27 protein-coding genes are annotated in these 22,932 nt (G+C 51.5%); 20 read left to right on the top strand and 7 right to left on the bottom strand.

Features of this window, described 5'->3' with window-relative positions:
• Positions 1-2 precede the first annotated feature (2 nt).
• The 10 genes from B2Z72_RS07540 to B2Z72_RS07495 all read left to right on the top strand — a co-directional run bounded on the left by B2Z72_RS07540 (position 3) and on the right by B2Z72_RS07495 (position 4,805).
• Positions 3-791 (top strand): major capsid protein P2, encoded by a 789-nt coding sequence (locus tag B2Z72_RS07540; RefSeq protein ID WP_296980399.1) that lies wholly within the window; start codon positions 3-5, stop codon positions 789-791.
• A gap of 9 nt (positions 792-800) precedes the next feature.
• Positions 801-1,121, top strand: a complete 321-nt coding sequence (locus tag B2Z72_RS07535; protein ID WP_296980397.1) for a hypothetical protein — start codon at positions 801-803, stop codon at positions 1,119-1,121.
• 8 nt (positions 1,122-1,129) lie between these two features.
• Positions 1,130-1,441, top strand: coding sequence for a hypothetical protein (locus B2Z72_RS07530; RefSeq protein ID WP_296980395.1), 312 nt, complete (start codon positions 1,130-1,132; stop codon positions 1,439-1,441).
• A gap of 1 nt (position 1,442) precedes the next feature.
• Complete coding sequence (locus B2Z72_RS07525; RefSeq protein WP_296980392.1) at positions 1,443-1,910, top strand: hypothetical protein; 468 nt, start codon at positions 1,443-1,445, stop codon at positions 1,908-1,910.
• Positions 1,910-2,455 carry a hypothetical protein gene (locus tag B2Z72_RS07520; protein WP_296980389.1) on the top strand — a complete coding sequence of 182 codons (546 nt, stop codon included), beginning with the start codon at positions 1,910-1,912 and terminating at the stop codon, positions 2,453-2,455. Before B2Z72_RS07525 ends, B2Z72_RS07520 begins: the two co-directional genes overlap by 1 nt.
• Entirely contained in the window at positions 2,455-2,787 is a 333-nt protein-coding gene (locus tag B2Z72_RS07515) for a hypothetical protein (protein ID WP_296980386.1), read from the top strand. The genes B2Z72_RS07520 and B2Z72_RS07515 overlap by 1 nt, the downstream gene beginning before the upstream one ends.
• A gap of 231 nt (positions 2,788-3,018) precedes the next feature.
• Positions 3,019-3,504, top strand: coding sequence for a structural protein (locus tag B2Z72_RS07510; protein ID WP_296980385.1), 486 nt, complete (start codon positions 3,019-3,021; stop codon positions 3,502-3,504).
• A complete protein-coding gene (locus tag B2Z72_RS07505) occupies positions 3,497-3,868 on the top strand; it encodes a hypothetical protein (RefSeq protein WP_296980382.1) in 372 nt (123 codons plus the stop codon). The genes B2Z72_RS07510 and B2Z72_RS07505 overlap by 8 nt, the downstream gene beginning before the upstream one ends.
• Before the next feature lie 106 nt (positions 3,869-3,974).
• The gene (locus B2Z72_RS07500; protein WP_296980379.1) at positions 3,975-4,154 is read left to right on the top strand and encodes a hypothetical protein; all 180 of its coding nucleotides are present in this window, start codon (positions 3,975-3,977) and stop codon (positions 4,152-4,154) included.
• Between the two features lie 162 nt (positions 4,155-4,316).
• Positions 4,317-4,805 carry a hypothetical protein gene (locus B2Z72_RS07495; RefSeq protein WP_296980377.1) on the top strand — a complete coding sequence of 163 codons (489 nt, stop codon included), beginning with the start codon at positions 4,317-4,319 and terminating at the stop codon, positions 4,803-4,805.
• 284 nt (positions 4,806-5,089) lie between these two features.
• Here B2Z72_RS07495 and B2Z72_RS07490 read toward each other — a convergent pair whose 3' ends face one another.
• Positions 5,090-5,725 (bottom strand): DUF4382 domain-containing protein, encoded by a 636-nt coding sequence (locus B2Z72_RS07490; RefSeq protein WP_297004471.1) that lies wholly within the window; start codon positions 5,723-5,725, stop codon positions 5,090-5,092.
• On the bottom strand, positions 5,692-6,051 hold the full coding sequence (locus B2Z72_RS07485; RefSeq protein WP_297004468.1) for a DUF4382 domain-containing protein: 360 nt from the start codon (positions 6,049-6,051) through the stop codon (positions 5,692-5,694). Before B2Z72_RS07485 ends, B2Z72_RS07490 begins: the two co-directional genes overlap by 34 nt.
• 422 nt (positions 6,052-6,473) lie before the next feature.
• Between B2Z72_RS07485 and B2Z72_RS07480 the strand changes: the two genes are divergently transcribed.
• Positions 6,474-7,709, top strand: a complete 1,236-nt coding sequence (locus B2Z72_RS07480; protein WP_296982687.1) for a tyrosine-type recombinase/integrase — start codon at positions 6,474-6,476, stop codon at positions 7,707-7,709.
• 102 nt (positions 7,710-7,811) lie between these two features.
• Here the strand turns inward: B2Z72_RS07480 and phbB are convergent, their stop codons facing one another.
• A complete protein-coding gene (gene phbB, locus B2Z72_RS07475; RefSeq protein WP_296982688.1) occupies positions 7,812-8,558 on the bottom strand; it encodes an acetoacetyl-CoA reductase in 747 nt (248 codons plus the stop codon).
• Positions 8,559-8,844: 286 nt separating this feature from the next.
• Between phbB and thiI the strand changes: the two genes are divergently transcribed.
• The 8 genes from thiI (at position 8,845) to B2Z72_RS07435 (ending at position 17,445) form a co-directional block, all read left to right on the top strand.
• Positions 8,845-10,311: a tRNA uracil 4-sulfurtransferase ThiI gene (gene thiI, locus B2Z72_RS07470; protein WP_296982689.1), complete on the top strand. Its 1,467-nt coding sequence runs from the start codon at positions 8,845-8,847 to the stop codon at positions 10,309-10,311.
• Positions 10,312-10,475: 164 nt separating this feature from the next.
• Positions 10,476-11,141 (top strand): HTH-type transcriptional regulator RutR, encoded by a 666-nt coding sequence (rutR, locus tag B2Z72_RS07465; RefSeq protein WP_296982690.1) that lies wholly within the window; start codon positions 10,476-10,478, stop codon positions 11,139-11,141.
• 197 nt (positions 11,142-11,338) lie between these two features.
• Positions 11,339-12,352 (top strand): isopenicillin N synthase family dioxygenase, encoded by a 1,014-nt coding sequence (locus B2Z72_RS07460; protein ID WP_296982691.1) that lies wholly within the window; start codon positions 11,339-11,341, stop codon positions 12,350-12,352.
• The gene (locus B2Z72_RS07455) at positions 12,352-12,738 is read left to right on the top strand and encodes a VOC family protein (RefSeq protein WP_296982692.1); all 387 of its coding nucleotides are present in this window, start codon (positions 12,352-12,354) and stop codon (positions 12,736-12,738) included. The genes B2Z72_RS07460 and B2Z72_RS07455 overlap by 1 nt, the downstream gene beginning before the upstream one ends.
• An 85-nt stretch (positions 12,739-12,823) precedes the next feature.
• The gene (locus B2Z72_RS07450; RefSeq protein ID WP_296982693.1) at positions 12,824-13,909 is read left to right on the top strand and encodes a BMP family ABC transporter substrate-binding protein; all 1,086 of its coding nucleotides are present in this window, start codon (positions 12,824-12,826) and stop codon (positions 13,907-13,909) included.
• Positions 13,906-15,429 carry an ABC transporter ATP-binding protein gene (locus B2Z72_RS07445; RefSeq protein WP_296982694.1) on the top strand — a complete coding sequence of 508 codons (1,524 nt, stop codon included), beginning with the start codon at positions 13,906-13,908 and terminating at the stop codon, positions 15,427-15,429. Before B2Z72_RS07450 ends, B2Z72_RS07445 begins: the two co-directional genes overlap by 4 nt.
• Positions 15,422-16,519: an ABC transporter permease gene (locus tag B2Z72_RS07440; protein ID WP_296982695.1), complete on the top strand. Its 1,098-nt coding sequence runs from the start codon at positions 15,422-15,424 to the stop codon at positions 16,517-16,519. Before B2Z72_RS07445 ends, B2Z72_RS07440 begins: the two co-directional genes overlap by 8 nt.
• Positions 16,519-17,445 carry an ABC transporter permease gene (locus B2Z72_RS07435; RefSeq protein ID WP_296982696.1) on the top strand — a complete coding sequence of 309 codons (927 nt, stop codon included), beginning with the start codon at positions 16,519-16,521 and terminating at the stop codon, positions 17,443-17,445. Before B2Z72_RS07440 ends, B2Z72_RS07435 begins: the two co-directional genes overlap by 1 nt.
• Before the next feature lie 138 nt (positions 17,446-17,583).
• On the opposite strand, the gene B2Z72_RS07430 is transcribed toward B2Z72_RS07435, so the two are convergent.
• Entirely contained in the window at positions 17,584-19,440 is a 1,857-nt protein-coding gene (locus tag B2Z72_RS07430) for a TonB-dependent receptor plug domain-containing protein (protein WP_296982697.1), read from the bottom strand.
• A gap of 349 nt (positions 19,441-19,789) precedes the next feature.
• Between B2Z72_RS07430 and xthA the strand changes: the two genes are divergently transcribed.
• On the top strand, positions 19,790-20,602 hold the full coding sequence (gene xthA, locus B2Z72_RS07425; protein ID WP_296982698.1) for an exodeoxyribonuclease III: 813 nt from the start codon (positions 19,790-19,792) through the stop codon (positions 20,600-20,602).
• Positions 20,603-20,686: 84 nt separating this feature from the next.
• On the opposite strand, the gene B2Z72_RS07420 is transcribed toward xthA, so the two are convergent.
• The 3 genes from B2Z72_RS07420 to B2Z72_RS07410 form a co-directional block, all read right to left on the bottom strand.
• Positions 20,687-21,970, bottom strand: a complete 1,284-nt coding sequence (locus tag B2Z72_RS07420; RefSeq protein ID WP_296982699.1) for a tetratricopeptide repeat protein — start codon at positions 21,968-21,970, stop codon at positions 20,687-20,689.
• On the bottom strand, positions 21,970-22,590 hold the full coding sequence (locus B2Z72_RS07415; protein ID WP_296982700.1) for an energy transducer TonB: 621 nt from the start codon (positions 22,588-22,590) through the stop codon (positions 21,970-21,972). Before B2Z72_RS07415 ends, B2Z72_RS07420 begins: the two co-directional genes overlap by 1 nt.
• Positions 22,590-22,932: ExbD/TolR family protein (locus tag B2Z72_RS07410; protein ID WP_297004466.1), on the bottom strand; the 343-nt coding region annotated here is incomplete at its 5' end. The genes B2Z72_RS07410 and B2Z72_RS07415, both read right to left, overlap by 1 nt.

Raw genomic sequence — 22,932 nt, 5'->3', positions numbered from 1 at the left:
CGATGCTGCATATCAAAGTTCCAAAGAAGAACACCCCAGTACCAGGCACTCAGTTTGCCTTGCGTCCGGCAATCGGCCCGACCTATGAGGTGTTTTTCTTATACCTGAAAAACGGCCTGACACTGGCGCACCTGAAAAACATTAAAGTTGAAGTGCGCGGTAAGCCTATCTGGTCGCTCAAAGATGGCGAACAACTGCAGGCGCTGAATGCGCACTATGGTCGCCCACTATCTGACCGTGAAGACGTTCTGGCTTTCTGGTTCTACCGTCCGGAATTGAACAAAATTGAAGAGCGTAAAAACTTTGCGCTGGGCACCGGTGACGTGGACACCCTTGCCATTGTGATGGATATCGATGCTGCAGCACCTGCCGCCGGAGATATCGATATCAAGGCGCGCACTACTGCCCGTCGTGACCTTGGTGTGATAACAAAAATCAAGCAATACCCGCAGACTTTCGCCCAGGGCGGTGAACAGGATATCGCTGACATTCCGACGCGTTCCGCTGCCATTGCTGGCATGCACCTGCAGACTGCAGATGTTGCCGCCATGCGCCTGGAACTGGACAGCCTGAAAGTGGTTGAAGGTTCAACCGGAGAGCTGCACGACGCGTATGCAGAGTGGGTGAAAGCACAAACCGGTTTTGCTCACATGTCATTCATTGGACGCGGCTCTCAGTATGACGCGCTCATTACTGAAGGTGTGCAGGATTTCCGTCTTACCATTGACCTGGATAACGCGGCAACTTTTCCGCTGGTTGTTGAATATTTCGACAGCTATGCCGGACTGTAAGGGGGCCTTATGAGTTGGTGGGATAAAGCATACCGGGAGGTTGGCGGCGCTGCTGACCGTATTCTTGAGGCGTACACAGATGCGGAAGTGGCTAAGGCTTCAAGCTTCGTCAATGCTCATGCTGAACAGGTCGCGGCCCGCCATGTTTCTGAGGTGGAATATCAGAACCAGGGCGATCCGATTTCTGTGAAGCCTGCCACCCAACGGCGTGAACTTGTCGGAGAAACGCCGAAAGATTCGGCGGTGATCGACAAAAAAATGCTGTATATCGGCGGCGGTGCCCTGGTGCTTATTGCGCTGGTCGGAATTGCCATGGCCAGCAAGCGATAGGGGGCTAAATGGTTCCAGGTATCAGCACCGGCGGCGGTGGCATTCAGAGTAGTTCCAGTGCCTCTGCCACGTCCGGAAACAGCGGCAATACCGAAACGAGCAGCGCGGATCGAGTATCCAAGCAGTTTATTAATATCGGTACCCAGGGAGCGGCCGGGCTGGATTTAGCCAGCTATCTGCAGTCTACCAACGCCGGGTTTTATGACGCGATTAAAGGCGAGCAACAGGCGGAAAGTGGCCGGGATAAATATTTACCCTATGTCGCTTTGGCGGTTGTCGCTGTGCTGGGTATCGGTTTTATGATGAAGCGGGGGCGCTAACGTGGGTTTATTCGGCGGCGGCAACAGCAAATCAAACACCGAAAATTACAACATCGGCACAGACAGCGCTGCAGAAAACAACTCTGGCGCGATTTCATACGGCGGGAACGTCAACTATGTGACAACAGACGCCGGAGCGGTGGCGGCGGGAACATCTGTTGCAAATAACGCTTTGTTGGCCAATAACGACGCGGTGCGGGCGGCCCTGGATGCGTCCGGGGCAATGTCAAAGGATGCGTTTAATTTTGGCAGCAAGGCGCTGGACAGTAATTCGTCTGTGATCGATAGCCTGGTCAACTTTACTGACCAGGTATTGATCAATGGAGCCAACGCCACATCTGAGGCGCTGGGCTTTGCCAAAAACATGAGTACAAGCGAAAGCACAAACACGGCTGAGTTAATGGTCAAAGCGATGACCGTGCTGGGAGTCGTTGCCGTGCTGGGTTTTATTTTAAGCCGGGGTAAATAATGAAGCTGCTTCTCAATATTCCATTAAAGGCGGGCATTCCGTTGCAGATCGGCCGCGGTCGTTTTGTGCGCCTGCTGGAAGCCGCTTTTCCGGTTGCAATCGAAACTCAGACACTGGAACAGAAGGACAATAAAAACGGCGACCTTTTGGCCAATGTCGGCGCAGAATTTCCGCTGTTTGAGTCTGCGATGATTACTAGCGAATCTGACCAGACCATTACCTTGGCTTATTCAGAACTCGCGATCTATGACAACCGGTTGGGCGTGAATGGCAACCTGGTAATTGAGTCTATTTCCCGCGGTGCTTCTGAAATTGCCATTAATGAATACCCACTGACAGCAGGAACGCGCGTGCAAATCATGGCGCCAGATGCCCGCCGGCGGACGGCCTTAGTCACAACAGAAACAACGGCTTCTGTTTATGTCGACGGCGTAGCAACAGCAGGGTTTACGGTAGACGGCGTGCTTGAACATGAGTGCACAGCAGAATTATGGGTTGAATCAGCATCGGATCAAAACGTAACTGTGATGGAGTACTTGAACTGATGGCCGGTTATGCGCCGCGAAAGTTTGACCCGGAGCGAGCAGAGCTGATATGGACGGGTGATGCTGGGGCAATAAATATAGTTAACTTAAAAAATGGGTTTTACCGTTTTCATACGTGGGATAGCTCAGGAGCACACAATGTCGTGACGCTTTACATAAATCCAACAGAAGATTGGGACGATGTAATCACGATCCATGGTGATGCTTTTTTGGAAGTATCTATCAGCTATGCATTTGACACCAAAAGAGTAATGCTGCGCGGCAGGGGTGGAAGCCCTGACGCAACCACCGCAAATGCAGTTTATATTCGTGATATATGGCGAGTCGGATAATGTTTATTCAGTACGAAGAAAAAAGTAAAAGAATCACCAGCTTTCAGGTTTTCCCATCTGATAATTGTTTTTTATTTTCAGGGCAGGTCGGCACGTCGAATTACATCTGCGAAAAGGTAAGCGATGATAATCACGAAGCTCTGTCAGTAGCCCGTGACATGAATCACCCGCTGTACTTCATTGGCGGCAGTATTACAGAGGTAGGCCCGGGCTAAGCCTGGCCGGGTTCGCGTGAATCGTAACTATTTAATAGGGGCTGCCATTTTGGTTTTATTGATTGCTGGTGCAAAGAAAACACTCAGTTCAACCGTTCGCGGAATCCGGAATAAGAACCCCGGCAATATCCGCGACAAAGGGCAAAACACTTGGGAAGGCCAGAACGGGAATGATGGAGATTTTGCAATTTTCATTTCTCCGGAATTTGGTATTCGTGCTTTAGCACGCCTGCTGATGAACTACGAAAGCCTTTATGGTTTGAACACCGTAGCCGGAATTATTTCCCGATATGCGCCAAGCACTGAAAACAACACTGGCGCTTATGTATCGAGTGTGGCCAGTGCTCTGGGTGTTGATCCAGACACCAGTTTCTCGGTAGTCGCTAAACTCCCGGAGCTGGTTAAGGCCATTATCAAACACGAAAACGGGCAGCAGCCGTACAGTGATGACCTGATTAATACAGGAATCGATATGGCGGTATCGGGGTTTGCTTATGCTTAAGAACATCACACCAGCGCAGATAACCCTGATTAAGTACGCAGCTTTGGGGCTGGCTGCCTGGTGGGTATACAGCAAAGTTACGTCACTGGGCAAAGAAGCTGCAGAAGTAGCGCAGACGAAACTTAACCCTATGAGCCGTGAAAACCTGATAAACCAGGCTGCGGAAAACATTGTTGGCGAAGACCGGTTATACAATGCCGCCGAAGGTGTATTCGATACGATAGACAGCATTGCAGAGTTTTTCGGTAGTGAAACCGGAATTAACGGGATCAAGGGAACGAACGCAGAGCAGGGGGCGCGGCTGCGCCAGGGCGGGCCTAGACCAGGGCCGGATATTCCAATTTTTAACCAGGTAGCACAATGAACAATAAATTCATTTCTCAGGTAGCGGCGGCTGTCATTGCTGCGATTGTCTCGCACTATGTCACCAAGGCACTGACCGACAGCCAAAAGGTAAAAGTACAGTGAAAATGAAACTTATCCTGGCAGCGCTGAAAATGCGCCAGCTTATGAAGAACAAAAAACACCCGCGTACCCGCTTCGCTCTGGGTATGGCTGCTGTAGTTGGTACCAGTTTGCTGGGCATCACTCTGTCACCTGAACAGGTGGGCGCTATCGTCGACACTGGCACGCAGTTGATCCAGGGCTGATGGACGGGCTTTTACAATACCTGCAGGCCGGTGGTGATGTGGGAATATGGGTGGCGGTGGCCGGGCTTTGGCGCCTGGATCGTCGCCTGTTTGCTCTGGAGATTATGCAAGGCAAAAACTAACCGGTACTATTGTTCCTCAACTCATTAAAAGGGAACGATAATGAAAGCACCTTTCCTGATGGCCGTCCTGGCCGTTTCTTTAACCGCATGCGGTGGCGGTTCCTCTTCCAGCTCTTCCAATTCAGAAACAGACCAGTTTACCCAGGCGCTTTCGCTCTGCGGCAATGGTCAGCCTTTGCCAGTCGCTGAGGGTGCCTTTGTCTATGATGATGATCAGCTTTATGTACTGGAACCGACAGACAGCAGCGCAACCGTTGAAATCCAGGACAGCGGCAGCCGCGTCTGTATCACTGATGATCTGGCAGGCGTTGGCACTACGGGAACCGATAACGCCGCGTATGTGAACGGCGACGCGGATCAGGTCATAATTACGGGTGACGGTAACCTGTTTGTGATCTGGGGAGACGTTGCCGCGATGGATATCGAGGGCAACAACAACCGGGTTTACCTGCAGTCGGTCGCAACCTATGATGACCAGGGAACCGGCAATTCTGTACAAAATATCAGCAATTTCAGCTTTTCTAATTGATAACTGAAATCCGATAGAAAAAACTCCTCAGAACAAAATGTTATAAAAAGCAGATTGACCGCCAGTCGAGTGCAGAACCCAAAAATGGGGCAAAAGCGCCGGCTGGCGGCGGAAGTATCCAGCTTTGATAATTCCGATAATTGATATTATCGGAACAAGTGAAATCCAAGGAAAAACGGGCGCTGTGGCCCGTTTTCTCAGCTTGTACTGCCTTCATACTCTGAATCCATTATCAGAATTCAACGTCCTGCATCACGCCCCCGATTCAAAGCTTTGGCAAAACCTCAGTCAGGCTGAGCTATGAAATCCTGAGTTGCGGTTTCGCCACTGACCATAGTCACATTGGCTGAGCCATTAAACATGATCTCATCAACAGCTTCAGGGGCATCTTCAGCATTCTGACAGGTATACGCCAGCGTATAGTCTCCGACAGGCATAAAGCCCAGTTCATACGTGTATGCTGCGGTCTCAGTGTCGTAGCTCACCAGAGCTGTTGTCAGCGGATCGGTTTCTGCGCCTGAGGTATCCGCCAGGGTCGCATCCGTACCGGTAAAAGCGTAAACCGCACCATCATTGATACTGGCATCAGCGCAGGTTTCGGTGATCAGGTTGCCATCAATGGTGCCGGTGATCGTGCCATATTGGGCATTATCAATCAGACGCAGCGCTGGGTTCAGCTTTATGCCGTCCTGACCATTCGGGTTGGTCAGGGATTTGCGCAGATCAAAATCAATAGTGAAATCGGTTGTAGTGCCGGCCATAACAGTAAACCCGCTGACCAGCTGCAGCCCGCGCTGGGAGCCACTTGGCACATAGATCTCGGTCTGAGCGCCATTATCATCCGTCAGATAGGAATCCATCACACCATCCTGCTCCGCGCTGACCATCAGGCGAACCCAGTTGTAGTCGCCCGCCGGCACTTCATAGTCATCCAGAATGCCTTCTGATCGGCTGCCTGCAGGGCTAACAGGTCAATCTGCTTTGGCTCATCAAACAGAATCTCTATTTCGCTGCCGCCGGACGGTTTCAGGGCGACACCTGTAAAGGTCACAACCACGCCGGTTGCGCTGTCTACCGGCGCATCAGTAACGGCAACGCTGACGGTGCCGGTGCCGGTATCGCCGGATGAACTACTGCTGCTACTGCCGCAGCCGGCAAGAATCAGTGGTGACGCCAGCAGCGTGGCCAGGAGTGTTTTCGGTGCTCTTAAATGTGCTTTCAAATGCGCGTTCAAATGTGTACTCATAGTGCTCATCCTCAGTTTCACGAATGCATTTATCGGCCTGTTCATCAGGCTTTTTTGTAATGCCTGAGATAACTGACTGATAATTCTACGTAAAAGTGCCCGGGGCTTATGTTACGCCTGCTGTCTGAGTCCAGCTCTGTGGCTGTAAAACGCCCGTTCTGAAATATTTCAGAAATGTCCAATCTGAAAATTACTGGAGTTTTACTTTAAACCATATATTTCAATACCTTATAAGACATAGATAAAGCTACTTCTTGATGATTTATAGTGAAAGACATGGCGTAATTCGCCTGATCTGACGTCGCCTTTGTTTGTAAAGAAATGCACGAAAGGGTTAACAGCGTCACACAATCTGGCATATATTTCCGATAATTTATAATCCCTGTAAACATGCACCGCGTAACGGCAAAGACATCCATTTAATGAATCCACATCTGAAGTCAGCCCCCCGACCACTCATTGATCAGCTCGAACATCTGGGTAATCCCCTTACTGCTGCGCGCTCGGTTATCAAACGTAATCCGGACATCAATCTTATCGCTGGCGCTTTTGAAGATCTGATTCACAGCTTCAGCTTTCTGGTCAGCTACAACGGCAGCAGCGCGACGTTTAACAGCTACCGCCGGGAAGTTGAGCGTCTGCTGCAATGGTGCTGGCTTGTGCGCGGCGTTGGCCTGGGTGAGCTGCGCCGTCAGGATCTGGAGGAATACGTTCACTTCTGCCAGTCCCCTCCTGCTGCCTGGATCGGCACTAAGCAGGTAGCCCGTTTTAAGAACAAGCAAGGCGAACGCGAGGTTAACCCCGATTGGCGCCCTTTCGTTAAAAAACCGGACTCCCACACAGGAACCGGATTTGCCCTGTCACAAAAAAGTCTGCAGGCCCTGTTTGCGGTACTGTCGACCTACTTCAATTACCTGTTGCAGGAAGATTACCTGCGCATTAATCCGGTAGCGCTGATCCGCCAGAAGAGTAAATTCCTGCAGAAACACGCCTATCAGGAGCCGGTGCGCCGCCTGTCCAATCTGCAGTGGGACTTTATCCTTGAAACTGTCGAGCAGATGGCGGCTGACAATCCCACAGAGCACGAACGCTCACTGTTTGTGATGCGTCTGCTGTTTGGTATGTACCTGCGGATATCGGAACTGGTCGCCGATGAGCGCTCTACTCCGGTAATGGGTGATTTTCATACCGATGCAGACGGTAACTGGTGGCTGAGAGTGGTTGGTAAGGGCAATAAAGCGAGACTGGTGACTGTATCTGATGACATGCTGGCTGCTTTGCGTCGCTACCGCGAGTTTCTGCAGCTGTCACGCTACCCGTATGTTGGCGAGCAAACGCCGCTGGTACCCAAAATCAAAGGACGGGGACCGGTGACCAGCACCCGCCAGATCCGTTACCTGGTGCAGCGCTGTTTTGATGCTGCCTTTGCCAGTATGCGCAGCAAAGGTCTGGAAGATGAAGCGCAGGAGCTGAAGGTCGCCACTGTGCACTGGCTGCGCCATACCGGCATTTCTGAGGATGTTAAATTTCGCCCGAAAGAGCACGTTAAAGAAGATGCAGGTCACGCCAGCATGGCAACCACCGACCGCTACATTGATACCGAACTGCGCGAACGTCATGCCAGTGCGCGCTATAAAAAGCTCAAACCAGAGCTGTGAGTCAGCCCCTTAGGCTGGTGAACACAAAACCTTCGGACACAAAGCTTTCGGACAAAAAAGCCGGGGAAACCCCGGCAAAGTTACTGATGAGGAGAGATCGGATTAATGCATGTACTGGCCACCATTGGCTGAGATATTGGCACCGGTAATAAAACCTGCTGCGTCTGCCGCCAGGAAGCTCACCACCCGGGCAATGTCCTCAGGTGTACCAAAGCGACCAACCGGGATACCCTGCTTAATCTGCTCACGGATATCTTCCGGCACATCCATGATCATACTGGTTGCGATATAGCCCGGGGAAACGGTATTCACGGTAATGCCTTTGCTGGCCACCTCCTGAGCAACCGCCTTGGTGAAACCATACATGCCCGCCTTAGCGGCTGAATAGTTGGCCTGGCCAAACTGACCTTTCTCACCATTAATGGATGAGATATTGATGATCCGGCCCCATTTCTTTTCCAGCATGTCGTTAATAACGTGGCGGGTCATATGAAAGACCGAGGTCAGGTTGGTTTCGATTACGTCGTGCCAGTGCTCTTTACTCATGCGCTTGAGCGTGGTGTCGCGGGTAATACCACCATTATTGACCAGCACATCGATACTGCCGAAATCCTTGCGGATGCCAGCGACACAGGCTTCCGATCCATCCCAGTCACGAATATTGCCGAAGGCCAGGGCGATGTCATACCCCGCCTCCTTCATATCGGCCTGCCAGGCCTGCGCCTTTTCATGACTGCCGCCATGGTAGTAGCCGGCCACGACCTGATAGCCGTCGTCCGTCAGTTGTTTGCAGATTGCTGTGCCGATACCACCGGTACCACCGGTTACAAGTGCAATACGTTTTGCCATTCCCTTCTCCTTGTCAGGTATTCAGTAAACTGATTCCGTGAGCAGCCGTCTGACTGCACCGGCCAGGCACCTGTCAAGCCAGGCGCCTATCAAGCCAAGCACCTACCAAGAAAGTAGAGTTATGTGACGTTTGCACGATTCGTTTCGGGCAGATCAGACTATTTACCTATTCAGCTGTCTGGCCATTCGGATCATTTCCTGACTGGCTTGACCTGTGGGTGCCAGATTCGCTGCTTTGCTATATAATCTGCGCCCTTTTTCCGCCAACCGTCCGGCACTCGTTTCCATGAAGTTCGTAATCAAGCTGTTTCCCGAAATCACCATCAAATCCACCAGTGTGCGCAAGCAGATGACCAAGGTACTGCGTCAGAACCTGCAGAACCTCTTCCGCCGCCACAGTATTTCTGCGGATGTACAGAATCGCTGGGACAGTCTGGTGGTCGTGGTGAACGCCGATGACGAAGCAACCCGCCGCCAGAGTATTCAGATTCTTTCGCACACGCCGGGCATCGCCGCTGTTCTGGAAATCATCGAACACCCGTTCTCAACACTGGACGACGCTTATCAGCTGGTGCGTGATGCCTACCGCGAGCGTGTGGCCGGCAAGACTTTCTGTGTCCGTATCAAGCGCGCCGGTCAGCATGACTTCACCTCGCATCAGGCAGAGATCTATATGGGCGGCGGCATTCTCAAAGAAACCGATGCCACCTCTGTTTCGCTGCATGCGCCGGAAGTGACAGTGCGGGCTGAAATCCGTAATGACAAACTGCAGATTGTTGAGAACACCATCAAAGGTCTCGGCGGCTACCCGCTGGGCAGTCAGGGCGAAGTGCTGTCACTGATTTCAGGTGGCTTTGACTCTACCGTGGCCAGTTACCTGATGACCCGTCGCGGCCTCAAGACGCACTTCTGCTTCTTTAACCTAGGCGGCAGCGCGCACGAAATTGGCGTTAAGCAGGTTTCTCACTACCTGTGGAACACATACAGCGAAAGTCATCGGGTTAAATTTGTTACCGTGCCGTTTGAAGGCGTCGTGGAAGAGATTCTGAAAAACGTCGATACCAGCCAGATGGGTGTCGTACTCAAGCGCATGATGCTGCGCGCCGCCTCCCATGTCGCCAATGAACTGAATCTGCCCGCACTGGTGACCGGTGAAGCGGTTGCTCAGGTAGCCAGTCAAACCATTACCAACCTGGCTGTCATTGATCAGGTGTCCGATCACATGGTGCTGCGCCCGCTGGCAGCCATGGATAAACAGGAAATCATTGATATTGCCCGCCGCATCGGTACCGAGGCCTTCGCCGCCACTATGCCGGAATATTGCGGCGTCATCTCCGTCAATCCAACCACGGTCGGCGATCGCAAGAAAGTTGAAGCGGCGGAAGAGAAATTCGACTTTGCCGTCCTTGAACAGGCACTTAACGATACCGTTTACCAGCGCATTGATAACGTACTGGCCGGAGAAGAATCCGGACTGGATCAGGTTGAACTGGTGACCACACCATCATTGCACGATGTTGTTATCGATATCCGCCACCCAGCGGAAGCGGAAGACGCACCATTAGTGCTGACCAATAACACGGTCGAAACCATTCCTTTCTATGAACTGGATTCGCGCATTGCGGACATTACGCAGAAATATCCTGCTCAGCGCGTTTTACTTTACTGCCAGAAAGGCACCATGAGTAAGATTCACGCCCATCATTTATCCAGCGCCGTTACTGCTGGTATTGGTGTATTAGTGGAATCCTGATCTCATTGTAAAAACAGTGGAGCCGAATATCCCTTTCGGTCTCCTGTTTTTGCAGACCTGTATTTCGAACTTATTTCCAACCTATATTGCGGACCGATATTTGCAGGCCAGATGCAACAGACTGAAGCTGAAAAACAGCAGGTCTGAAATCAGGAGCCTGGAAAATGAAAGAGAGCGCAAGCAAGACCGATCACAAGTCATCGCTCGATGATCCTGTTAAGCCCCGCCAGCGTAACGCATTAAAAAAACGTGACCGGATTCTGTCCGCTGCGCTGGATGTATTTTCTGTGTACGGTCTGCACGGAGCCAGCATGGATCAGATTGCTGCCGTTGCCGATGTTTCCAAAGCCAACCTTTTCTATTATTCCAAAAGCAAAGAACATTTATATTTGTCGGTACTGGAGAGCCTGTTAGACGACTGGCTCGAACCATTAACCCTGTTCAGTATCGAGCAGGAGCCCGCGCAGGCTCTGCGCCACTACGTTCGCACCAAGCTTGAAATTGCCCGCGACCACCCGGCTGAATCACGACTTTTCTGCATGGAAATTGTTCAGGGCGCCCCGCTGCTGAATAAAACCCTGTCTACCTCATTGCGCAATCTGGTCAAAGATAAAAGCACGGTTATCCAGCACTGGATAGACAGTGGCAAGATCCGCAGCATAAGCCCAATGCATCTGATTTTTTCTATCTGGGCAACCACTCAGCACTATTCGGACTTCAGCGCTCAGGTCGAAGCTGTCACTGGCAAAACCCTTGCCGACAAAGAATTTTTCAACACTACACTGGCAAATCTTGAGCGGTTATTGGTCGACAGCATCCTGACCAACTGATTAATTATTGCGCTTTGCTGGTGCTTACAATTTAGTCAGATGCCCGTTATTGGACCAAACGGTCTAACTTTTATTTCGCTTTATTTGCCGAGCCTATGTTTTATGCGGCCTTCAGCCACTTGGCATAAACACTGCCTTAATGTTTTTTTAATCAGCCACCGCATTGGTTGATACGAACGCAAAAGAGGAGTCTTAGTGTGAAACTGGAACAGGTCCCCGTTATCGATCTTCAGCCGTATTTCAGCGGTACGCCGGAAGGTAAAGCCCAGGTTGCCGCCAGCGTTGGTAAAGCCTGCAAAGACATTGGCTTTCTGGTTATTACCAATCACCAGGTACCAAAAGACCTGATGGACCGGATCTACAAAGAAAGCCAGGACTTCTTTAATCTGCCAGTGGAAGAAAAACGCAAAGTCGACCGACCAGCTCCGGAAATGGTACGCGGTTACAGTGCGGTCGCAGAAGAAAGCCTGTCTTACTCACTGGAAGAAGCCGCACCAGGTGATTTAAAAGAATCTTTCTCTGTCGGCCCGATTGATGTTCCTGCCGATGATTACCACACCTGTGCCGAAGCCGGTCCGCATTTCGCACCGAACGTATGGCCGGAAAACAACCCGTCATTTAAGCAGACCTACTCCGACTACTTTGCGGAAATGAGCAGCCTCGCCCGCTCACTGATGCGTCTTTTTGCAATTTCTCTCGATCTGGATGAAAACTTTTTCGACGACAAAATCGACAAAGAAATCAGCATGCTGCGCACGCTGAGCTACCCGGTCGTTAAACCTGAAGATATTGAGAATGGCCAGATGCGTGCCGGCGCGCATTCCGATTACGGTTCACTCACCATTGTAAAACCGGATAATTCCCCCGGTGGCCTGCAGGTGAAAAACTTCAACGGCGAATGGGTCAGCGTGCCGTATGTCGAAGACGCCTTCGTCGTTAATATCGGCGATCTGATGATGAACTGGACCAACGATGAGTGGATTTCAACACTGCACCGCGTGATCAATCCACCCGAAGATATTAACTCCAGCAAGCCACGCCAGTCTGTGGTGTTCTTTCACCAGCCTAATTATGACGCCATTATTGAATGCCTGCCGGGCTGTCTGAAAGAAGGCGAAACAGCCAAGTACCCTCCGATATCCTCTGGCGATCACCTGCTGTCGAAATTCGTTAAACAGACCACCTTTGGTGGCACCAAGGGAGCTGCGTAATGAGTCATCTGTCTTATGTGAATATCTTCGCCAATGACATTGTCGCGCTCAGTGGCTTTTATCGTGACCTGTTTGGTTTCAGGGAGATCCCCGAAATTGAATCACCTATTTTCCGCGGACTGGATACCGGTAAAAGCTGCATTGGCTTTAACGCCCCGGATGCCTATGACCTGCTGAAACTCAGCGACCAGGCCGACACCAAAGGCTGTAAATTCCTGCTCAATATTGACGTTGACTCAAAAGACGAGGTTGACGTTTACGTACCCAAAGCGCTCGAGATGGGAGCGACACTCATCAAGGAACCCTACGAGACTTATTACAACTGGTATCAGGCAGTACTGCTGGATCCGGAAGGCAATGTTTTTCGCATTAACTACATGATGTGAACGCACCGACAAGAAGACAGCAAGAAGACAACAAGAAAATTGATAACCCGTAAAAACCACTAAAAACGCTACTCAGGAAAAACAGATGAAAAAATTTATAAGCGCATTTGCGATTGCATGTTCTTTGTTATTTTTCCAGACGACAAGTCATGCAGAAGGCCTGACCATCAAAGGTGATATGAAAGCAGCCATGCTGTATATCTCCCCGCGTAACGATGGCGGCTGGACTCAGGCTTTCGATGAAGCCCGCCTGAATATGGAAAAAGAGCTCGGCATTAAAATTCAGTACGTGGAAAACGTTGCGGAAGCTGCTTCTGCAATCCGTCCTGTGGTTAAACGTCTGATCCAGCGTGGCGCCAACGTTATTATCGGTACCGCCTTCGGTTACTCCGACACATTCAAAGAACTGTCTGAGGAATATCCGGAAATTGCCTTTCTGAATGCGTCAGGCACCACCAACGGGCCTAACCTGCTTTCTTTCTATGGCCGTACTTATGAAAGTCAGTACCTGTGCGGCATGGCTGCAGCCGCTGCATCTGAGACCGGCAAGCTGGGCTTTGTTGCTGCCAACCCATTTGGTGTTGTGAACTGGACCATCAATGCTTATGAGCTGGGCGCTAAAGCGATGAACCCGGACGCCACCGTGACGGCGGTATACACCGGCGCATGGAATGATCCAACCAAAGAGCGTGCTGCGACTCAGGCTCTGATCGACCAGGGTGCTGATGCAATTGGCCAGCACGTTGACACCCCTACTCCACAGATTGTGGCTCAGGAAAATGGTGTTAAAGGTACTGGTCACCACCGTGATTTCCGTGAATTCGCTCCGGAAGCAACCGTATGTTCTTCTGTTTGGGTATGGGATCGCTTCCTGATCGACGAACTGAAAAAAATCAAAGCCGGCAACTGGATCACCAAGCCATACGGCGCTCTGCTGTCTATGGGTGAAGGCGGTACTGATATCGCCTGCTGTGGTAAAGGTGTAGATGCCGAAGAAGAAGCGAAAATTATGGCTGCACGCAAAGCTATCATGGACGGTACTTTCCAGGTTTACGCAGGCCCACTGAAAGACCGTGACGGCAATCTGCGCGTAAAAGAAGGCGAAGTACTTTCTGACGGTGATCTGTGGCAAATGGACTGGTTCATTGACGGGGTGATTACCCAGAAATGAGTAAGCAGAATGCCATTCATCTGAAGGGCGTAAGTAAATCCTTCGACGGATTTTACGCCCTGTCGGAAGCTGCATTCACGGTTAAGTGGGGCGAAGTTCACGCCCTGCTTGGTGAAAACGGCGCGGGTAAATCCACCCTGATGAATATTGTGACCGGCCTCTACGGGCCGGAAACCGGCATAATCAGTATCGACGACAATGAAGTTTCTTTTTCCGGCCCCAGGGATGCGTCCCGGGCCAGAATTGGCATGGTTCACCAGCACTTTAAACTGGTCAGCCCCTTTACCGTTGTTGAGAACGTCATGCTGTCATTGACGGATGTACCGGTTGCACGCAGCTACCGCCAACGACTCGAACAGGTAGCCAAAGATATTATCGCCAAAGGCGAAGAGCTTGGCTTTGCCATTAATCCGTACGCCAATATTTACGAACTGTCCGTCGCTGAACAGCAACGGGTAGAAATCATCAAGGCACTGGTAAGTGGTGCCCGCATTCTGATTCTGGATGAGCCATCGGCTGTGCTCACAGATGCAGAATCTGACAGCCTGCTGTCCACTATGCGCGACTTCGCTGCTGCCGGTGGTGCGGTGGTGCTCGTTACTCATAAAATGAAAGACGTTTTCCGCTTTGCTGACATGGTCACTGTGATGCGTCAGGGGCGCACCATTGAAACCGTCGTCCCTTCATCGGTCAGCAGCGAAGAGCTGATCCGCATGACTGTGGGCGAATCCACCACAGACACAGAATCGACTGAATTTTCTGTCGGCGGTGATACGGCACTCAGCGTCAGCAATCTCTCCTCCCTTCCCGGCTCAGCTCCGGCCGAATTGAACGGCGTTAATTTCCGTGTGGCCAGTGGGCAGATATACGGTATTGCCGGTGTTGGTGGCAATGGCCAGACTGAACTGGCTGACGTACTGATGGGGGTTCGCAGTGACGTCAGCGGTGAAGTTACCCTTGCCGGCAATGCCGATCTGCTGGCAATGAATTTTAAAGACCGCCGCGACTACGGTATTGCCTGCATTCCCGCTGACCGTTATCAGTCAGCACTGGGGGCACAGATGAGCGTCAGTGAAAACTTTGCTCTGGGCAGAATTCTGAATGGTGATTACGGTTCCGTATGGTTTCTTAATCGCAGCAAACTCGATGCTGAAGCCAGCGCAGCAGTGAAAGAATATGACGTTCAGGGAGTGCGCTCCATGCGCCAGAAGGCGGCCCTGCTTTCTGGTGGTAACGCGCAGAAACTCGTTATCGCCAGGGAATTCAGCCACGCGCCATCACTGGTGCTGGTACACAGCCCATCCCGGGGGCTGGATGTGAAAGCCAGTCAGGCGGTACGCAAAAAATTGATTGAGGCCCGCGATGCCGGAGCCGCCGTCCTTCTGATCAGTGAGGATCTGGACGAAATTCTTAAACTTTCCGATCGTATTGGGGTGATGTCCGGCGGGGCTATTGTCGCCGAGTTTGATCAGCCCGCCGACAGGCATGCGATTGGTGAGGCAATGGTGAACCATGTTTAAAGCGCTTAACCCTGCGCCGCTATCTGCCTGGAAGTTTTCTGTCGAACTGAGACAGGAAATGGCGTGGTACTGGCAAGCTCTTATCATCACTCTGTCGCTGCTGTTTGGTATGTTTATCTGTGCCTTAATTCTTATGGCCGCAGGTGTACCTGGCGCAGAGCTGTTAAACGAATTTATCGTTTTTACCCTGTTTGATGTCAGTAGTCTGAAATCCGTACTGTTTCAGGCCGCACCTCTGGCTATGGTCGGCCTCGCCGGCAGCCTCGCGTTCCGCGCACGCTTCTGGAATCTGGGCCTTGAAGGCCAGATGATTTTCGGAGCGATCGGAGCAACCGCAGTTACTATGTTTGATATCGGGCCTGAGTCACTGCGTTTGGTCACCATGATTATTGCGGCCATGCTGTTTGGTCTGATGTGGGCAATTTTTCCGGTCTTCATTAAATTAAAGTGGGACGTTAACGAAATCGTTTCCACCCTGATGCTGAACTATGTTGCGGTTAACTTCCTGCTGCATCTGCTTTATGGCAGCTGGAAAGATCCCGGTAGCTCCTTCCCCTACTCGCCTGTCTATCAGGACTTTGAACGCATTCCGGATATATTCAACGGCATCAGCCTGTCGGTGTTTGTCGCGCTGGGGATTTCCTTGCTGGTGCTGTGGTTCGTATCCATTGCACGTTCATCGCTTTATCTTAAGTTTGTCGATAAGAGTCCTTCCGTGGCTGGCGCTGCCGGCATCCCGGTTAAAAAAATGATTTTATTTACCGTACTGTTCTCGGGCGCACTGGCCGGGCTGGCTGGTGTTATGGTGACGGCGGGACAGGAGGGTCGTCTTACGCACTCCTTCTTTGCCGGTTACGGCTTCTCCGGCATTCTGATTGCTTTTCTTGCCCGAAATAACGCGCTGGCAGCCATTGCTACGGCATTTCTCATTGCTCTGCTTTATATCGCTGGTCAAAGCCTGCAGGTGTTCTATCAGATACCTTTTGCCATGGTGCAGCTGATTCAGGCCATTCTGGTGATCTGCGTGGCATCGTCGGATTTCTTTATCCGCCACCGGGTAAAACGTCTTAACAGCGGAGGAGCCAGTTGATGGATATTATTGCAAGCTGGATTGGCAACATCCCGGAGTTTGCTGTGCCTTTCGCCCTGGCAGCGTTAGGGCTGATTATTATGGAACGTTCGGGTGTGCTGGCGCTGGGCGCTGAAGGCCTGATGCTGATTGGTGCCCTGTCCGGTATCGGCGCCTACATCATGACCGAACAAACCGGCGTGGCCTTATTGGCGGCGATGTTTTTCGCCTCGGTTGTGTCTTTGCTGTTTGCCTTTATGGTTCTGGTGTTGCGCATTAATCAGGTAGTGTCCGGACTGGTGCTGGTGTTTTTCTGTCAGGGCCTGTCGGCGTTAATCGGAACGCTCGCAGACTGGACCAATCATCCTGTTCCCGGATTGCCGGATCTGAGCGTCTGGTTATTATCTGATCTGCCGGTTATTGGCGGTGTGTTCTCGCAAAATCTGGTGGTCTACGCCACGCCGGTTATTTTTGCACTGGTTACTTACTTTATGTTCCGCACTGGTCAGGGTCTGCGCCTGCGTGCTGTTGGTGAAAATCCACAGGCCGCTGAAGCCGCTGGTGTTCCGGTTATTATGTACCGTCTGCTGGCAATTCTGGCAGGCTCTGCCCTGATCGGCCTGGCTGGCGCGTTTATTTCGGTGCTAAGCACAAAAATGTGGATCGCCAATATGGTTGGTGGGCGCGGCTGGATTGCAGTCGCCTTGGTTATCTTTGCCCGCTGGTCACCGTGGAAAGCACTGGCTGGCGCGGTACTGTTTGGCTGTATTGAAGCCCTGATCCCACAGCTGGCAGCGTCCGGCATCCGTTTACCTCAGTACTTTGTTTATATGACACCGTACGTGGTAACACTGGCGGTTATGATTGCGGTAGCGGTTAATAAAAAAGGCATTTCTTCACAACCTGGCGCCCTTGGTTTGCCTTATGTGAAAGAAGAACGAACCTAGATTGAAGATTGACTGATCGAATAACATCTGAAATCAAACCCGCAAAATCAAGATAAATAAAAAGGGCCTGTTGGCCCTTTTTATTTATCTGCGCTTGTTTGCTTATAAGCGATTTTCACTCACCCGAATCCGGGCGACTCAGAACTCGGCCCCGAGTTCAAAGCGATACGCCGTCCCCGGAGCGTCGATGTAACCGCTGTCGATGTATTCTGCATTCAATACATTGTTTGCGGCGACAGCCCAGTGCCAGTTTTCCAGTGATTGTTTAAGACCCAGATTCCAGATGCGGTAGCCGTTCTGGTCGTAACGGTTTTCAAATTTATACTGGGAACTCACAGACAGATTCTGCGTAATACCGTAAGCCAGTGACAGAATCGCCTGATGCTCAAACTGCGACTGACTGTAACGTGCCTGAGCATACTGGGTGCTGAAATCCTGAATCAGACGGGTGTACGTCAGACTGGCTTTCTGCAGTCCGTACTGTGCCAGAATGCCGGTAGCATCAGCCTCGATATCAAAGCCTTTGGTATCAATACTTTCAATATTGCGCGAAATAAACGCACTGTCCGCCGCCACTTCTTCTGCAGTACGGGTGTAATCAATCGCGTTGGTTGTTTCCCGTTTGAATACTGCAGCACGGGTCAGGATGCCTGCCAGATTCAGGCGTGCTCCCACTTCATAGCTGTCAGTTTCTTCAGCTTTAACGTCAGGGTTACCCTGATTTGCACGCTGATTCAGATACAGGTCATTCATGGTCGGTAAGCGGGCGCTTTTGCCGGCATTGGCGTAAATCTGCTGATTACCGATTGGCAAGGTGATTCCGGCAACCGGCAGGAAATAGGAGTCGCCGCCATCATAATCCAGATACGACACACTACCCGCCAGCTGCACAACATCGAGATCATAACTGGCGCTGGCGAATACACTGTTGTATTCCCGCTCGTGTTTGTTGTTCAGCACAGAGGTGCTGTCGATGTCTTCTTTATTGTACTCATAGCCGAGAGTCAGCTGGTTGTTCAGATGAGCACGCAAACGCGCCTGCCAGGCGTTGGTCTGATGCACTGACGGTGCATAGGCCATATAGAAAAATTCATCGTCGTGCTGGCGCCAGTTGATGGCTGCGTCCAGCTTCAGCAGATCATTTACACGCTGCTCATGGGTCGCATACACATGACGTTGAATAGTGTTCTCGTTAGCGCGGGCATCCGGACCTGCATAAAAACCCTGGGCACCAAAGCCCTTGTCGATATAGCCAAGACCCAGCACCGTGGTATGGGTATCGTTGCTGTGCACCATACGGTAATTGCCCTGCTGGATGGTGTAATCCAGATCAGCGCCTTTTATGTAGGAATCAGACGTCTGCTGCGCTGCAGACAGAAAGTGACTCCAGTTGCCGCTTGTTTTGCCCACTGACACCATGGCGCGGTCATAGTCTTTACTGCCGGCTTCCAGCTGCGCTTTGGCACTGCGGCCGTCAACCGACTTGCGGGTCACCAGGTTAATTACACCAGCATTACCGTTCGGTCCGTATTGACCAGCACCCGGACCGCGCACAATCTCAATGCGTTCTATGTCTTCCAGTACGATGGGCAGATCGAAATTATGATGCCCGCTTTGCGGGTCATTCATACGCACGCCATCGACCAGAATCAGTGTCTGCTCATAGCTGGCACCGCGGATACCGAGATCCACCTGAGTGCCGCTGCTGCCGCGTTGACGCACATCCAGGCCGCTCACCCATTCAAGGGCATCGGCGATATTGGTGACCGGCAGCAGATCGATATCACTGCGGTCCAGTACATCAACAGCAAAAGCCTGCTCTGCTACCGGCTGATCGAACAGCTGGCCGGTAATCTGCTGAGTGTCCAGTTCAATGGCTTTCGCCTGACTGCTGATCAGAACAGATACAACGGCAGTGCTCAATAACAGTGGTTTAGTGACAACATTTACTGAAGCCATAGTCTTTGGTGTTTGCTGATGGATATCGGCGTGCATAATTCTCTCTTTATTATCTGAGACTGCTGACGCAACTGCGTCAGCAGTCTCTTATCAGATGTATTCTGAGGGTGAAATCTAATGCGCGCAGTCTAGGTGCGGTGCCGCAACCAGTAAATCACCATGGCGTACCCCGGTTGTCACCAGATCAAAATTTAACCAGCAGTTAACATGACTGACCTCGCCGCCTGTGGCTGGTATCATTCGCCCCCAGATTTTGTTCAGTACGGCGCTGAAGTCCTTCGCGTGAATATTCGCCACATGACAAGCCGCCGACCGACAATCCATCACACAACAGCCCGCCGGTCACGCCACAGGGTGTGATTCTGCATTGCCATCAGGATTCGATATGACCACCATCATGAGCTTCAACATCAATGGCGTACGCGCCCGTCCTCACCAGTTACAGGCCATCAAAGACGGTCTTGATCCGGATGTGATCGGTCTGCAGGAAACCAAGGTTCACGATGAACAGTTCCCGCTGGCGGACATTGAGGCGCTGGGCTATCACGTGGAATATTTTGGTCAGAAAAGTCATTACGGTGTCGCCCTGCTGAGCAAAACAGCCCCTGTGTTTGTGCAGAAAGGCTGGCCGTGGGACGACGACGATGCGCAGAAACGTCTGATTCATGCACGCCATGAAATTAACGGCAAAGTCTGGAACGTACTGAATGGTTATTTCCCGCAGGGAGAAAGCCGTGATCACGAAACCAAATTCCCTGCGAAAGAAAAGTTCTACGCGGACCTGCTGCGTTATCTGAACGAATCTTTCACCGCTGATGATCGTGTCATCGTCATGGGTGACCTGAATATTTCACCGGAAGATACCGATATCGGTATTGGCGAGGCCAACGCCAAACGCTGGCTTAAAACCGGTAAGTGCTCCTTCCTGCCAGAGGAACGTGAATGGTATCAGGATCTGCTGGCCTGGGGCCTGCAGGACACCTACCGCAAGCTTTACCCGCAAAGCAGTGAGCTTTTCAGCTGGTTTGATTACCGCTCAAAAGGTTTTGATGACGAGCCTAAGCGCGGACTGCGTATCGACCATATTCTGGCTACCGCACCTGTGTATGAAGAATGCGTTGCAGCCGGTATCAGCTACGACATCCGCGGCATGGAAAAACCATCGGATCACGCACCGATCTGGTCGCAGTTTAAATAATTGCCGGTAGATGACAGACGTAAAAAAGGCGATCAGATGATCGCCTTTTTTTATTTCTGCACACTTCTGTGCATAAAACCTTAATCAGCTTTGCGGATATTCTTCCATTGCGTTGATGTATTCCAGCCAGGAGCGCGCGTTACCGGCAGAATCCGCCAGCGTCAGTGCCTGCTGAAAATAACGTCGTGCCGCCTTCAGATCGTTGAGTTCTGTTGCTGAACGTCCCGCCAGCAACAAAGCCCGGCCTTTATCATCGTCATCCAGACCTTTTTCAATCGCATCCAGCGCAATGGTCATACAGGCTTTAAAATCACTGTTCTGCTCTTTCAGCTGCGCTGCCCGCAGAATCAGTTTGCCGTCTTCAAGAAATTTACTGGCACTGAGCATAGCTTCGGCTGCTTTATCGCGCTCGCGGCCCTGTTGCCATGCGGCAGCCAGCAGCTTCCAGTGTTTGTCATTCAGCTCAAGGTCGCCATTGTTCAGATGCTTCTGCAGAATGCGTCCGGCACGCTCCGGGATATTCTGATTAATCAGCAACTGCACTAACAGAATAATGCTGTCAGGTTTGGTGATATAACCACCGGCGTAACCCAGCTCCAGCGACGCCAGCGCTTTATCAAAGCGCTGCAGAATCTGATATACCCCCACCTGCTGCTGCCAGTAGTCTTCACGCTGCGGATTAATACGCAGCAGATCATCCAGCACAGCGGCCGTCTCTTTGTATTGCTTCAGCTGGTAATGCGCTGACATTAACATCTGCAGCCAGTTTTCTTTCGGGCTGTTCCCCTTTTCCTTTTCGCGCTTAATGGCTTCGCGCAGCAAAGGAATGGATGCTGCGTATTCCTTATTTACCTGATGCGCAGTCGCCAGGGTAATAAAAGTAACTGGTGGAATAATATAGGCGGCATCCGGATTTTGCTGTTTGGCATCGCCTTCCTGTTTGCGCGCGAGGTCAAAACGTGGCTGTAATTCTTTTACGGCCTGGGCGTACTTTTCCTGCGCCAGCAGCAGCTGGGCAACCGTGGTGGAAAGATTAATGGTCTGCTGGTCGGTTAAAGCATCCAGTGCCAGAGATTTCTGAAACCAGCCAACGGCTTTATTCTGCTGATCACGGCTCAGTTCCAGCTGACCATAAACCTGATAGGCCAGAGCCAGACCAAACCCCGGCTTCAGATCGTCAATCAGATCTTTCAGCTCAGCTTCCGCCTCGTCATTTTTACTTTCACCCAGCAGAGTCTGAACCTCGTTCAGCGTATTGTAGGTTGCTGGTGACAGGTTGGTTGATTTCGCAGCAAGTGCATTCATTGCCGGCAACAGCAACAGGGTCAGTGCCAGGCTTCGGCTTAAACCGTTAAACAACAAGCGCATCAGGAGTTCCCCAGCTTAAATTCAATGGTCTGTGTTGCCTGCTGGGCCACTGGTTTACCATCCTGCATTTTGGGTTTGAATTTATACCGATACAGGGCACGGATCGCTTCGCGTTCAAACACACCTTTTGGATTGGCATCAATGATTTCCACATCATCAACCGTTCCTTCCGGAGTAATGCCGAGCCGTGCAGTCACGTAACCTTCGATTTTCTGGCGGATCGCCCGTTGCGGGTAAGTCGCAGGCTGACGCACCAGCGGAATAACGTCTGTATCACCAAAGCCCATACCAACCACAGCATCACCTAAAAAGGAATGCGAGGACAGGGAAAGGTCAGGGGCGACATCCGGCATATTGATGGGCATCTGCTGCATCTGCATATTCTGCTGCTGCACACTGTCTTTCGGAATCTGCGGCTTCTTAGGTTTCGGCGGTTCCTGTTTACGGCGTTCTTTGGTCTGCGTCTGGCTGTCCTGCTTCAGGCGAACAAAATCAATCACCGCAGTGTCACGCTGATTTCTGTTCAGTTCCGCCGGGCCAGAGACCATCTGCTGCATACCCCAGAACAACGCCAGGCTGACGCCGCTGGACGCTATCAGCGCAAAGAACAGACGCGACATCAGTTAGCGGCCTCTGCCGAAATTGAAATATTGGTGATGCCGGCCAGACGCACCTGATCCATAACTTTCACCAGCAGACCCGTTGGCGAATATTCATCCGCCTGAATAATGACCGCGCCTTCCGGATTTTCAGCTTTCATGCGTTCGATATTTGGCCGCACGGCGCGCACATCAATCGCCCGGCGGTCGATCCAGATTTCGCCATTGGAACGGATCGCCACCAGAATATTACTGCCCTTTTTCTCTTCAGCAGTCTGCGCACTCGGGCGGCTTACAGTCACCCCGCTTTCCTTAACGAAAGACGTGGTCACAATAAAAAAGATCAGCATGATAAACACGATA

Source organism: Thalassolituus sp. UBA6592, from assembly GCF_002433655.1.
GTDB lineage: Bacteria > Pseudomonadota > Gammaproteobacteria > Pseudomonadales > Oceanobacteraceae > Venatoribacter.
This window is presented reverse-complemented; position numbering and strand designations above follow the sequence as displayed.

Coding starts and splice junctions, on each gene's coding strand:
- B2Z72_RS07540 (WP_296980399.1), top strand. CDS start 3: ATGCTGCATATCAAAGTTCCAAAGAAGAACACCCCAGTACCAGGCACT.
- B2Z72_RS07535 (WP_296980397.1), top strand. CDS start 801: ATGAGTTGGTGGGATAAAGCATACCGGGAGGTTGGCGGCGCTGCTGAC.
- B2Z72_RS07530 (WP_296980395.1), top strand. CDS start 1,130: ATGGTTCCAGGTATCAGCACCGGCGGCGGTGGCATTCAGAGTAGTTCC.
- B2Z72_RS07520 (WP_296980389.1), top strand. CDS start 1,910: ATGAAGCTGCTTCTCAATATTCCATTAAAGGCGGGCATTCCGTTGCAG.
- B2Z72_RS07515 (WP_296980386.1), top strand. CDS start 2,455: ATGGCCGGTTATGCGCCGCGAAAGTTTGACCCGGAGCGAGCAGAGCTG.
- B2Z72_RS07505 (WP_296980382.1), top strand. CDS start 3,497: ATGCTTAAGAACATCACACCAGCGCAGATAACCCTGATTAAGTACGCA.
- B2Z72_RS07500 (WP_296980379.1), top strand. CDS start 3,975: ATGAAACTTATCCTGGCAGCGCTGAAAATGCGCCAGCTTATGAAGAAC.
- B2Z72_RS07495 (WP_296980377.1), top strand. CDS start 4,317: ATGAAAGCACCTTTCCTGATGGCCGTCCTGGCCGTTTCTTTAACCGCA.
- B2Z72_RS07485 (WP_297004468.1), bottom strand. CDS start 6,051: ATGAGTACACATTTGAACGCGCATTTGAAAGCACATTTAAGAGCACCG.
- B2Z72_RS07480 (WP_296982687.1), top strand. CDS start 6,474: ATGAATCCACATCTGAAGTCAGCCCCCCGACCACTCATTGATCAGCTC.
- phbB (WP_296982688.1), bottom strand. CDS start 8,558: ATGGCAAAACGTATTGCACTTGTAACCGGTGGTACCGGTGGTATCGGC.
- thiI (WP_296982689.1), top strand. CDS start 8,845: ATGAAGTTCGTAATCAAGCTGTTTCCCGAAATCACCATCAAATCCACC.
- rutR (WP_296982690.1), top strand. CDS start 10,476: ATGAAAGAGAGCGCAAGCAAGACCGATCACAAGTCATCGCTCGATGAT.
- B2Z72_RS07455 (WP_296982692.1), top strand. CDS start 12,352: ATGAGTCATCTGTCTTATGTGAATATCTTCGCCAATGACATTGTCGCG.
- B2Z72_RS07450 (WP_296982693.1), top strand. CDS start 12,824: ATGAAAAAATTTATAAGCGCATTTGCGATTGCATGTTCTTTGTTATTT.
- B2Z72_RS07445 (WP_296982694.1), top strand. CDS start 13,906: ATGAGTAAGCAGAATGCCATTCATCTGAAGGGCGTAAGTAAATCCTTC.
- B2Z72_RS07440 (WP_296982695.1), top strand. CDS start 15,422: ATGTTTAAAGCGCTTAACCCTGCGCCGCTATCTGCCTGGAAGTTTTCT.
- B2Z72_RS07435 (WP_296982696.1), top strand. CDS start 16,519: ATGGATATTATTGCAAGCTGGATTGGCAACATCCCGGAGTTTGCTGTG.
- B2Z72_RS07430 (WP_296982697.1), bottom strand. CDS start 19,440: ATGCACGCCGATATCCATCAGCAAACACCAAAGACTATGGCTTCAGTA.
- xthA (WP_296982698.1), top strand. CDS start 19,790: ATGACCACCATCATGAGCTTCAACATCAATGGCGTACGCGCCCGTCCT.
- B2Z72_RS07420 (WP_296982699.1), bottom strand. CDS start 21,970: ATGCGCTTGTTGTTTAACGGTTTAAGCCGAAGCCTGGCACTGACCCTG.
- B2Z72_RS07415 (WP_296982700.1), bottom strand. CDS start 22,590: ATGTCGCGTCTGTTCTTTGCGCTGATAGCGTCCAGCGGCGTCAGCCTG.